Origin of the sequence: Floridaenema aerugineum BLCC-F46 (assembly GCF_041929345.1) — a bacterium.
Taxonomy (GTDB): Bacteria; Cyanobacteriota; Cyanobacteriia; order Cyanobacteriales; family Aerosakkonemataceae; genus Floridanema; species Floridanema aerugineum.
The window spans coordinates 17,603-29,163 of record NZ_JBHFNQ010000114.1 but is presented as its reverse complement, the minus strand read 5'-3'; the positions used below and the strand labels follow the sequence as shown (position 1 = coordinate 29,163).

Here is an 11,561-nt window from a genome sequence, read left to right as displayed (position 1 = left end):
AGAAGCTGCTTCTTGAAGTACCCTTGCTTCTGCAATATATGGTGTAGCACGTCGATTTTTTTCCAGCGCCAAAGCAACAAAACCTGCACGAGTCGCTTGATATGTTGTAACCAGATCGTCACTAGATTGAAGATGTTGGCGGTAAGAACACATAAGAATTTAAATTAGGGCTTTTTCCAAACATAAACACACTTTCGTAGGGGTTCGCGTCCGTGATTTCCCATTTGCTGACTACTATTACCTTTATCACCAGGTAAAACCAGGATATTCTCAACAGTAAACCCGATCTTTTCCGCAAAATCAGAGAGAATCATATCTACTGAAATACTCACACCTGCATAGCGCACATTATCATTAACCATAAATAAGTTTGTTCCAGGTTTAAGAACTCGGAAGCATTCTTGGATCGCACAAGCCATCTCGTAGAAATATCCTCTCACCATTCTAGGAATACCTTTGTTGTTTAAGTTATTTGGTTCTTTTTGAGAGTCTAAATATTGCAATATCCCTTGCAATAAACTTTGTTCATCAGCAATATTTAGCGCTGTTTTCCAGGCTGGATTGATTGTCAATAAATCTTTAGGTTTATTTTCGACTGTACAACTTAACATTTCTTGGCGCAACTTGATTAACTCTTTTTCAGAAATTCCAAGTAAGGCTAATTCTAAGGCATAAGTACGGGTATAGTCATATCGATTGCAATAGGGTGGAGATGTAATAATTGCATTATATACTGTTTTGATTAGTAAAATCTCTTACATGATAGATTAGATTTACTTTCGTCGCAAGCAGCTTACCTAAGAAATGCAATCTTTTCCACAGAAGAAGTTCCGCGATAAAAATTTGTTAGATTCCAGCGAGTTAGCCAAATCAACGCTAACAATTTCTCTCATTGTTCCAGTGCTTAATGGTGGGGAAAACTTTCGCCAATGTTTGCAAAGCCTGAGCAACGTAGCTGAGAAATTATTAGAAATTATTGTAATTGATGATGGTTCAACAGATGATTCGGGAAAGTTAGCAGCAGAGTTGGGTGCTCAGGTAATTACTTTTCCTTCTCCTGGTGGCCCTGCCCGTGCTAGAAACAAAGGGGCGGAAGTTGCTCAAGGGGAGATTTTATTTTTTATTGATGCCGATGTAACGTTGACTGTCGAGACGATCGCTAACCTAATCACCGCATTTTCCCATTCTCCCACTCTCGATGCCTTGATTGGCTCTTATGATGATAGCCCTGGAAGCCCTAACTTTCTCTCCCAATACAAAAACCTATTTCATCACTACACCCATCAAACTTCATCTGAGGAAGCTTCGACCTTTTGGGGTGCTTGTGGCGCAGTGCGAAGGGAGGCTTTTTGGGCGGTGGGGGGATTTGATGAGGGCTATCGCTACCCCTCTGTGGAAGATATTGAGTTGGGCTATCGGTTGAAACGGGGACGATATCACATCAAGCTGGATAAAACTGTTCAGGTTAAACATTTGAAGCATTGGCGCGTTGGTTCTTTGCTCCGGGCAGAGATTTTTTATCGGGCGATTCCTTGGACGGAGTTGCTTTGGCGCGATCGACAATTCTCCAATGACCTGAATTTAAAGAATTCTAGCCGTCTGAGTTTAATTTTGACTTACTTGCTCGTATTTTGCCTGATTGGGGGCTGGTGGTGGTCAATCTTGTGGTTATTTGCTCTCTTAATTAGTTTCGCCTTGTTGCTGCTAAATTTACCTCTGTATCGCTTTTTTCTGCAAAAACGAGGCATACTATTCACATTTGGGGTAATTCCCTGGCATTGGTTGTATTTCTTTTATGGAGGAATAGCATTTGTGATTGGCACAATTCGCTATCACCTGTACCATAAGCGGAAAATACATTAAATCAGGGCAAAGGAACGGAAAACTAAAAGCAGGGAACAGCCAAAAGAATTAATAGCTTGTTGCCTGTTGAACGTTACGAAGTTTCTTTTTTTGTGGTTTAATCGCTGTCTTAAGCAGTCTAATTGTGGAGTGAGCAGTGGAACATAGTCCCGTTATAGTTATTGGCGCTGGGCCTGCTGGCTTGACGGCAGCTTACGAGTTGATGAAGCGCGGTACTCGCTCGATCGTTCTCGAACAAGCAGATAAAGTCGGTGGCATCTCCCGTACAGAAACTTACAAAGGTTATCGTTTTGATATTGGTGGACATCGATTTTTCACCAAAGTCGATGAAGTCCAACAATTTTGGCAGGAAATTTTAGGGGATGAGTTTATTAAAGTTCCCCGACTTTCACGAATTTACTATCAAGGAAAGTTCTACAACTATCCCCTTTCCGTAATCAATACTTTATCTAACATAGGAATTGCGCCCAGTGCTTTAATTTTAATGAGTTATCTGCAAGCAAGACTCAAAGTTAAACTCAATCCGGGGCAGGAAGCGGAAACTTTTGAAGAATGGGTAACAGAACGTTTTGGAGAACGTTTATATCGAATGTTCTTTAAAACTTATACAGAAAAAGTTTGGGGAATTCCTTGTAGTAAAATTCGTGCAGATTGGGCGGCGCAACGCATTCAAGGAATGTCGCTCAAAGGTGCAGTAATTAATGCTTTATTTGGTGCTCAAAATGCCAAAAGTTTAATCAAAGAATTTGATTATCCAATTTTAGGGCCGGGAATGATGTGGGAACGCTGCCAAGAAAAGTTGTCAGCAAAAGGAATCCCAGTTCATTTAAATACAAGTGTAATTCGCATTGAACGAGTGGGAATGAGAATTAAGCGAGTGATTGCGCGTCAGGGCGATCGCACTTTGGAATTAAATGCCAAACATTTTATTTCCACTATGCCTGTGTCTGCCTTGCTACGTTGTCTCGATCCCTTACCACCAAAAGAAGTTTTGCAAGCAGCACAAAGCCTCAAATATCGAGATTTTCTCATCGTGTCGCTGATTGTTAATCGCGAAAAGTTGTTTCCCGATAATTGGATTTATGTTCATAGTCCAGAATTCAAAGTTGGACGAATTCAAAACTTCAAAAATTGGAGTCGAGCTATGGTTCCAGATCATAGCAAAACTTGTTTAGGAATGGAATATTTTTGCAGTGTTGGCGAAGATTTGTGGGAAATGTCTGATGCAGATTTGATTAAACTTGCTAGTCAAGAAGCGATCGCATTAGGCATAGGTGTAAAAGCAGGCGATGTAGAAGATGGAGTGGTGATTCGTCAGCGCAAAGCTTATCCGGTTTATGATGCTGAATATCGCCAACATTTACAAGTAATTCAAGATTATTTAGAAACTTTCGATAACCTGCAAACAGTTGGCAGAAACGGAATGCACCGCTACAACAATCAAGATCATTCAATGTTAACAGCGATGTTAGCTGTACGCAATTTGTTTGGCGAAAATCACGACCTTTGGACAGTTAATACAGAGCGCTCTTATCATGAAGAATTCACTGTTGAAGACCAAAAAAATGCGGCAAAATTGTCATCAGTATTGCGTTCTCCCAATAGCGATCGTCCAACAGCTGCGATCCAGTAAGGATTGGGGTAGGGGCAATTCATGAATTGCCCCTACGACTCAATAATTTATCTGTGTTCATCTGTGTTTATCTGTGGACATCTGTGGTTAAAAATCCGAAATTATGTCACAAATAGAAGTTACTGAAAAAGCCAAATTACCGAGTTTCTCAATTATTGTAGAAACAGAAAACTTAGCGAGTGCAGAATTAGAAGGATTATATCGTTCTTTAGATTCCATCGCATCTCAAGACCTATCCCCTGAATTAGCCAAAGAAGTTTTAATTCTGGAAAGTGGCGATGTTCCACAAGAAATGATGGAACAGCTTTGTAATAAATATCCTTGGTTAAGTATGCGTCGTATTTCAGCAGATGTTGATTACTATGCTGCTAAAATGAAAGGCGTTTCGCTAACAACTGGAGAAGTAATTGTTTTAGCCGATTCTGATTGTATATATCAGCAAAATTGGTTACGTAATTTGCTCGCACCTTTTGCAGAGGATAATGTTAATGTGGTAGCGGGTGAAACTACTACTTCGGCTAAAGGTGCTTATGGATTGGCGATCGCACTAACATACATTTTCCCCCGCTTTTCCCACAGTAACACCCTGGAAAAAACCCAATATTATTTCTGTAATAACGTTGCTTTTCGTCGTTCATTTCTCGCTAAATATCCGATTCCTGTAGATTTGCCAATTTATCGAGGCAATTGTGTAATTCACGCTAATTCTTTGATTAAGGAAGGAGAAACTATTTGGAAACAACCAAAATCCCGCGCTTGTCATGCTGCACCTAATGGCGGAGCGCACTTTTTTTGGCGATTCTTGTTATATGGATATGATGCTTTGTTAATTTACCGTTTAAGACGGGAAAATAAAACATCTTTTCAGCCTATTTCGGATTTATTTGCAAGTGTGGCAATAGGATTATTTAAAGTTATGGTAGCGGGAAAGAGGTTGATTGAGTTGGCGATCGAACAACCACGCTATTTGTTGAATTTACCGATCGCTATTTTCATCGCTTTAAGTTCCCTGTTGTTGTATTTTGTTGGCTTAATAATTAGTTATTTCCGACCTAATTATTTCCTTTCCAAAGAAGGCAAAGTAGAGGTTAATTGGGAACATTCTTGAGAGATTGGGAATTTATGAAACCGCTCCAGACGCAGAGGACACAGAGGAAGAGAAGAGAGAGTTTATGGATAGAAATTTGTCTAGTGTCCCTGAGTCGGCTAAAAATTCTTCGTCGTCTGGTCGTTTGGCATCGGGAACAATTCAAGTATTTCTGGCAGAGGCATTGTTGTTGCCTACTGGACTTTTAACAGCGGCTTTTTTAACCCGCCAGTTAGGGCCAGAAAGTTACGGTTTATTCTTGTTAGCAACTAGTTTAGTTTCTTGGATTGGTTGGAGTATTACTTCGGCTTTTACCCGCACTACAATTAAGTTTATTGGAGAAGCTGAAGATTGGCAACCTGTGGCGACTACGGTGTTACAATTACACCTTTTTTTAGGTGTTTCTGCTGCTGTTATTTTTTGGTTTGTTGCCGATCCTGTGGCAAATGCTTTAGGTGAACCTCGCCTGAATAATTACTTGAGATCGTTCATGTTAGAAGTGCCAATTTTTTGTGTTACTTATGTGCATCGTAGTGTTTTAGTTGGGTTAGGTAAGTTTTCCGAAAGAGCGATCGCAACTGCTACTCGTTGGATTACCAAAATGATATTAACCATTGCTTTAGTTGCGGCAGGTTTATCAATTTGGGGAGCAATTATTGGGAGTTTGTTTTCAGCATTAATTGAGCTTTTCGTCTGTCGGTTTTATGTACGTCCACCAGTTTGGAAGCGATCGCAAATCCAGATGCAGAAACTCTGGGGTTATGCAGTACCATTATTTTTAATGGCTATTAGTTTGCGCCTTTATGACAAACTCGATTTATTCATGTTGAAATTGTTAGGAGGAACCGCAGCACAAGCAGGTTATTATGGAACAGCCCAAAATCTTTCTGTAATTCCTGGGATATTTACACTGGCATTTGTCCCTTTACTTTTATCAACGCTTACCCGTCTTTTGCGAGAACAGGAATTGAAAAAAGCGCAAGAAATGAGCAAAAATGCCATGCGTTTAGTGCTGTTATTAATACCCTTTGCAGGTTTAGCAGCTGGCGCATCTTCCGAAATTATTAAACTACTTTTCAGCGATACTTTTTTACCTGCTGCACCGATATTTTCTATATTAATTTTTGCCGCAGTAGCAATGGCAATGATTTCGATTACAACTGCTATTCTGACTGCTGCAAGTAGGCCGAATTGGACGATCGCACTCACAGGGCCAATGGTTCCATTAGCGATCGCATTTGACCTCTGGATCATTCCCAAATTTGGTACATTAGGAGCAGCAATAGTTACAATTACTGTTTCTAGTTTAGCTGCATTAGCAACAATTTTCGCCCTCTATCATCTCTGGAAAATTTTCCCTTCATTACTCTCTCTTGGACGTAGTTTACTCATCGCTGGGTTGGTTTATGGATTAGCAAATATTTGGGAAACTCCCAATTGGTTAGTGATTTTCAAACTTTTGATTTTAGGATTATTAATTCCGTTAGGATTGCTGATTTTGGGGGAATTTAGCGATCGCGAAATTGCCTCTGTGCGCTCAATTCTCAAAAGATTTGTTAGCAATCTAGTACCATAAACTTGTATTTGTAGTGTCTGACGCAATACTGCTCGGTTAAGTATTTTTTGCCTTTGTAGGGGCGAAGCATTCGGACAGAAAATCTAGGGTTTGAGCCAAAAGTTATCGCCCGAATGCTTCGCCCCTACCCAAAACCCGAGCAGTATTGGTGTCTGACGCACCTTACGGAATATAACTAGCAACTTGCGTTAACAGAGGATTTAATACCAATATGCCGGAACAACCAAAAGGATTACACATAAGAGCACTTGCGCCATACGAAGATAGATTGCTCAGTGCTTTAAGCTTCTTCCGCACCAAGCGCCAGAAAACTACACAAGCTCATCACTGCCTATCCATGTATTTGAGGCAATCAGAAAGCAGGATTTTAGGAGAAGTGGAATTTTACGCCAGAATGAGCGGACTAGATAAATATCAATTACTTGAGCTTATTTATTCCGATCCCGATCGAGCCCAAGAATTAATTGATAATGCAACGGGTGTGAGTGTAGCTGATACTTTTGAACAGGATTCACATAATATCGAAGCTGATTGAAAACTGGGGTAGTCTTGCATCTTAAACCTAAGACGGATGGAAATAAATTCGGCTCATGAAATCATGAAAAAGTATGCAGTAAACGCCTTAATTAAATTTATTAGGCTAAGTTTGCTCCTGATGTTTGTACTTGTAGAAACGCCGAAAAAGAGAGGGATTTCATGGAGAATACATTATTCGATCAAGTGTTCCGAGACAGCGAAGGCAACATTGTTATAGCTCAACCCCCAAATTTACCACTCATTGTTGGGATTGTATCTATTTTATTAGAAATAATTTTTCCTACAGGTAAACTTCATTTAGGACTAGACTTAATAGCTTTTGGTTCCTTATTTACTTGGGCGTGGTTAGAATTATTTGAAGGTGTTAATTACTTCCGTAGAGCGTTAGGTCTTATTGCACTTGTTGCTCTGATTGCATGGAAACTTCAATAATTTGACTTGCGCTTTTCATCCAAAATAGTCCTGAAAATTTTCTATGTACGTTGTTGCGCTTTAGCGCTAAAGCGCAACAACGTACCTTTTTTGGATTTAGATCCCCGACTTCTTGAAGAAGTCGGGGATCTAGTGTTCAAACTAATTCGAGAACTCGATATTGTACGCCTGTTTCAAAAATTCTTGTACCTCCACCTTCAGCGATCGTTTGTCGTAAAGCTTCTGCATTTGTTACCGCTACACCTGCTAAATAATCTATTCCCATATCTGCTAATTCTGCTAACCAAGGAACAGTCGGTCCCATTAATACTAACTTGGCATTTTGTGATAACTCTACTAAACGGGGAAAAGTCTTATTCACGATCGATGTTGCAGTCAAAAAAACCCAATCTGCTTCCGGTAAAAGATACTCGCAAGCAGGGTCGGGAAAATCTCGATCGCTTGGTTGACGTTCGATAACCGAAATTTCTGTATCCTGTTCATATTGCGATAGTCCGGGGTAACGTCCAATCACAACTACTTGTTTTCCCCGAATTAAGGGCAGAAAATGTTCAAACACAGCGAGATTTGGGGAATTTTTGGGCGTGAGTGGCTGTGCTTTATCTATTAGCGGCGAATTGGAATTAATTACAGAATTAATCGCTGCCATAGCAATGGTAGCTTGATAACTATCCCAAGAATACAGCCAGGGAGCTAAATCTGCGATCGCTTGATTCACCAAAGTCCCTGACCAAGGCAAAGTGCGCGTCGCTTGCCCCGGACTCATACATAATCCTATCCCATTGGCGCGGCAAAAAGTCCAGGTTAATCCGATAATAACCTCCTCTACAAGTGCAGTTGTCTGACTTGATTCCAACAACAAGTTATAAATTTCTCGTGGATGTACTTTCATAGAAAATAACCAAAAATCATGAAACTTTTTTCAGTGTCTTTCCTCTTGAGGTAAAGATTCTTTACACTTTACACCTGATCGAACAAACGGAAAAGAGTTGAGATATAATTCATTTTTGTTACAGTTCTCTAAGAATTTAGAACTAAAGAAAAAATTGATTATAAATTTTGTAAATTTTCCTCGATCTAGTCCCTAAGAAACTAGGATTTTAATAATAATTCAAGCTGTTTAATTATGAAAAATCAATATCCTGAAGCAAATCGGTTATTTTTAACTACTGTTCTTTTCCTGATTGGTCAAACTAATCAAGAACCGCAAAGCTTAAAAATTAATCACCTAAAGATTTTATTGAATTGTTTTTTACTATTGACTTTTTCCTGTAATTTAAATCAAGTACAAGCACAGATTGTCCCGGACGCTACTGTAAATTCTCTAGTCACACCTACTGGAAAAGCTAACCTTATTGAAGGGGGAACTAGAGCAGGTAATAATTTGTTCCACAGTTTCCGGGAATTTTCCGTTCCGACTGGAGTCGAGGCATTTTTTAACAATGCGCTGGATATCAGAAATATTTTTAGTCGGGTAACTGGTAGCTCAATATCTAACATTGATGGGTTAATTCGAGCAAACGGCACAGCTAATTTATTTTTACTTAATCCTAATGGAATTATTTTTGGGCCAAATGCTAAATTAAACATTGGCGGCTCATTTTTTGCTTCTACAGCTAATAGCATTAAATTCACTGATGGCTTAGAATTTGCGGCTAATAATTTGCAATCTTCACCTTTGCTCAGTATTAATGTACCGCTCGGCTTACAATATGGCAAGTCTCCTCGAGAAATTCGCATTCAAGGTGACTCTTCCTCTTCTTTAGAAGTTCTCCCCGGAAAAAGTCTGACAATTCTTGGTGGAAATGTAACTATAGATGGTGGTATTTTACAAGCTCCCGGTGGAGCAATTGAGTTAGGAGGAATTTCCACAGAGGGAACAATAGGATTAAATAATGATGGGAGTTTGAGCTTTCCTGATAATTTGGCGCGTGCAGATGTGTCAATTATTAATCAAGCTGAAATTAGAGTCCAAAGTTCTGGCGGTGGTAGCATTACTGTTAAGGCAAGAAATTTAGATATTTTGGGAGAAAGCTATCTTTCGGCGGGGATAGCAACAGGAAAAGGAACGCCGAAAAGTATCGCCGGAAATATTTTGCTAGATGCTACTGATGCAATTACAATTACATCGAGCCAAGTTGAGAACACTGTCGAAGAAAATGCGATCGGCAATAGCAAAACAATTATTGTTAATGCGAAATCTTTAACTCTTACTAATGGTGGTGTAATTAGTACGAGTACATCAGGCAAAGGTAACGCCGGAGATATTAATATTGTAATTAGCGATCGCCTTTCCCTTGATGGTGAAAACAGCAAAGGTGGTAGTGGAATTTTTGCCGCTGTGTACAAAACTGCTCAAGGTGAAGCAGGTGATGTTACTATTACCACCAACTCCCTGAGTATCACCAATGGTGGGATAATTGGTGCTGGAACTTTTGGTTTTGGCAAAGCCGGAGAAGTTACAATTCAAGCTAATGACATCGCTCTCGATGGTGAGGGGAGCGTCTATTATAGTGCGATCGTCAACGGTATACAAGAAGGTGGCACAGGTGATGGTAGAGGGATTACTATTAATACCAAAACTTTAACTTTAACTAATGGCGCTCAAATAAATGCCAGCACTTTAGGTAAAGGTAAAGCCGGAAGAATTACTATTAATGCTACTCAGAGCGTTTCTTTTGATGGAGAAGCAAAAGATAGAACTCCTACAGGTGCTTTTGGATTTGTGGGTGAAAATGCTGAAGGTGAAGCCGATGGAATTACGATTAATACGAAATCTTTAACTATTAGCAATGGCGCTCAAATAAATGCGAGTACACTAGGCAAAGGTAACGCAGGAAATATTAATATTGTAACTAGCGATCGCCTTTCCCTTGATGGTGCAAACAGCGCAAATTTTACGGGAATTTTTGCCACTGTAAAAGAAAATGGTCAAGGTGAAGCCGGGGATATTACGATTACCACCAATTCCCTAAATATAACCAATGGTGCGCTCATTGGTGCTGGTACTTTTGGCTTTGGTAAAGCCGGAGCAATTACAATTGGAGCTAATAATATCTCTCTTGATGGTGAGGGTAGTAAATACTATAGTTCGATCGTCAATGGTGTACAAGAACGTGGCACAGGTGATGGTAGAGGGATTACTATTAATACCAAAACTTTAACTTTAACAAATGGCGCTCAAATAAATGCCAGCACTTTAGGTAAAGGTAAAGCCGGAAGAATTACTATTAATGCTACTCAGAGCGTTTCTTTTGATGGAGAAGCAAAAGATGGAACTCCTACAGGTGCTTTTGCAACTGTGGGTGAAAAGGCTGAAGGGGAAGCAGGAGGCATTAATATTACTACGAATTCGCTTTTTGTTACTAATGGTGCTCAATTAAATGCGAGTACTTTAGGAAAAGGCGAGGCGGGAGAGGTAGGAATTACAGCTAGCGATCGCGTATTTTTTGATGGTATAGGAAACAACGGAAATCTTAGTGGAGCCTTTAGCATTGTGGAAGCGGGTGCGGAAGGTAAAGCGGGTGGTGTTAGCGTCACCAGCAACTCGCTAACTATTAGTAATGAAGCTCAAATAGGTGCAGGTACTTTTGGCGAAGGAAATGCCGGAAGCGTGAAAATAAACACAAACAATTTGTTGTTAAATAATGCTGGATCAGTATCAACAGTTGTTGGTAAACAAGCAAAGGGAGATCCTGGTAATATAGAGATAACTGCCGATCGTTTATTATTAAATAATCAAAGTTTTTTGACTGCTGCATCAGAGAAAGGCGAGGGGGGAAATATTAGAATTCAAAGTAGAGATATTCAATTACGCCGTCAAAGTGAAATTTCTGCCGCTTCAGCTTTAGATGCTAAAGAAGGTAATATTGATATTGCTACTCGTACTTTAGCTCTTTTGGAAGCTAGCGAAATTAGAACTGATGCTGACGCTCCCAAAGGTGGTAGTAACATCACTATTACACCTGTAGATAATTTAGGAGTTGCAGTATTTGTATCTGCTGATAGTATAATTAGTTCTAGTGGTAACTTGTCTATAGAAGGATATATTGAACCTCAATCTTCTGATGTTCCACAGGTAGAAGTATTTGATGCTACTAAATTAGTTGCTTCTACTTGTCGTCGTCGTGAAGGGGAACAAAGCGCATTTATTGTTACTGGTAAAGGTGGGTTGCCTCCTAACCCTAATGAACCAATTATAAATGATGTGACTTGGGTAGATTTAAGACCAATAAATTTAGATGAAGGCAAAGCAGTAGGAAAACAAAGAAGTAGGAGAATAGAGGAAAATGGTAAAGATGAAATTGTGGAAGCTCAAGGATGGTTAACAAATGCTAAAGGTGAGGTTGTTCTGGTTGCTAACACGGCGAAAACAGTACCTCATAAATTGATTTTTAATCCTCAATATTGTCCTGAACCGTGATGATAAATTG

9 protein-coding genes and 1 pseudogene are annotated in these 11,561 nt (G+C 39.7%); 7 read left to right on the top strand and 3 right to left on the bottom strand.

What is annotated here, in order from left to right:
• Together ACE1CC_RS15140 and ACE1CC_RS15135 are read right to left on the bottom strand one after the other, a co-directional pair.
• Nucleotides 1-153, bottom strand: a 153-nt coding sequence (locus tag ACE1CC_RS15140; protein ID WP_413271263.1) for an AvaI/BsoBI family type II restriction endonuclease, incomplete at its 3' end; no start/stop codon positions are given.
• A gap of 11 nt (nt 154-164) precedes the next feature.
• Nucleotides 165-731, bottom strand: a pseudogene (locus ACE1CC_RS15135) (site-specific DNA-methyltransferase); the annotation flags it as partial.
• 73 nt (nt 732-804) lie between these two features.
• Here ACE1CC_RS15135 and ACE1CC_RS15130 point away from each other — a divergent pair.
• The 6 genes from ACE1CC_RS15130 (at nt 805) to ACE1CC_RS15105 (ending at nt 7,128) form a co-directional block, all read left to right on the top strand.
• Nucleotides 805-1,863, top strand: a complete 1,059-nt coding sequence (locus tag ACE1CC_RS15130; protein WP_413271260.1) for a glycosyltransferase family 2 protein — start codon at nt 805-807, stop codon at nt 1,861-1,863.
• Nucleotides 1,864-1,999: 136 nt separating this feature from the next.
• Complete coding sequence (locus ACE1CC_RS15125) at nt 2,000-3,496, top strand: NAD(P)/FAD-dependent oxidoreductase (protein WP_413271259.1); 1,497 nt, start codon at nt 2,000-2,002, stop codon at nt 3,494-3,496.
• Between the two features lie 103 nt (nt 3,497-3,599).
• On the top strand, nt 3,600-4,604 hold the full coding sequence (locus tag ACE1CC_RS15120) for a glycosyltransferase family 2 protein (RefSeq protein ID WP_413271258.1): 1,005 nt from the start codon (nt 3,600-3,602) through the stop codon (nt 4,602-4,604).
• A gap of 64 nt (nt 4,605-4,668) precedes the next feature.
• On the top strand, nt 4,669-6,159 hold the full coding sequence (locus tag ACE1CC_RS15115; RefSeq protein WP_413271257.1) for a lipopolysaccharide biosynthesis protein: 1,491 nt from the start codon (nt 4,669-4,671) through the stop codon (nt 6,157-6,159).
• A gap of 211 nt (nt 6,160-6,370) precedes the next feature.
• Nucleotides 6,371-6,694 (top strand): hypothetical protein, encoded by a 324-nt coding sequence (locus ACE1CC_RS15110; RefSeq protein WP_413271256.1) that lies wholly within the window; start codon nt 6,371-6,373, stop codon nt 6,692-6,694.
• A 161-nt stretch (nt 6,695-6,855) separates the two neighbouring features.
• Complete coding sequence (locus ACE1CC_RS15105) at nt 6,856-7,128, top strand: hypothetical protein (protein WP_413271255.1); 273 nt, start codon at nt 6,856-6,858, stop codon at nt 7,126-7,128.
• A 136-nt stretch (nt 7,129-7,264) separates the two neighbouring features.
• Here ACE1CC_RS15105 and ACE1CC_RS15100 read toward each other — a convergent pair whose 3' ends face one another.
• Entirely contained in the window at nt 7,265-8,020 is a 756-nt protein-coding gene (locus ACE1CC_RS15100) for a Rossmann-like domain-containing protein (protein ID WP_413271254.1), read from the bottom strand.
• A gap of 234 nt (nt 8,021-8,254) precedes the next feature.
• Between ACE1CC_RS15100 and ACE1CC_RS15095 the strand changes: the two genes are divergently transcribed.
• Nucleotides 8,255-11,551: a two-partner secretion domain-containing protein gene (locus ACE1CC_RS15095; RefSeq protein WP_413271253.1), complete on the top strand. Its 3,297-nt coding sequence runs from the start codon at nt 8,255-8,257 to the stop codon at nt 11,549-11,551.
• The last annotated feature ends 10 nt before the right edge of the window (nt 11,552-11,561 follow it).

What these genes read in the sequence shown, in the direction of transcription:
- ACE1CC_RS15130 (WP_413271260.1), top strand. Translation starts at nt 805, where the DNA reads ATGCAATCTTTTCCACAGAAGAAGTTCCGCGATAAAAATTTGTTAGAT.
- ACE1CC_RS15120 (WP_413271258.1), top strand. Translation starts at nt 3,600, where the DNA reads ATGTCACAAATAGAAGTTACTGAAAAAGCCAAATTACCGAGTTTCTCA.
- ACE1CC_RS15115 (WP_413271257.1), top strand. Translation starts at nt 4,669, where the DNA reads ATGGATAGAAATTTGTCTAGTGTCCCTGAGTCGGCTAAAAATTCTTCG.
- ACE1CC_RS15110 (WP_413271256.1), top strand. Translation starts at nt 6,371, where the DNA reads ATGCCGGAACAACCAAAAGGATTACACATAAGAGCACTTGCGCCATAC.
- ACE1CC_RS15105 (WP_413271255.1), top strand. Translation starts at nt 6,856, where the DNA reads ATGGAGAATACATTATTCGATCAAGTGTTCCGAGACAGCGAAGGCAAC.
- ACE1CC_RS15100 (WP_413271254.1), bottom strand. Translation starts at nt 8,020, where the DNA reads ATGAAAGTACATCCACGAGAAATTTATAACTTGTTGTTGGAATCAAGT.
- ACE1CC_RS15095 (WP_413271253.1), top strand. Translation starts at nt 8,255, where the DNA reads ATGAAAAATCAATATCCTGAAGCAAATCGGTTATTTTTAACTACTGTT.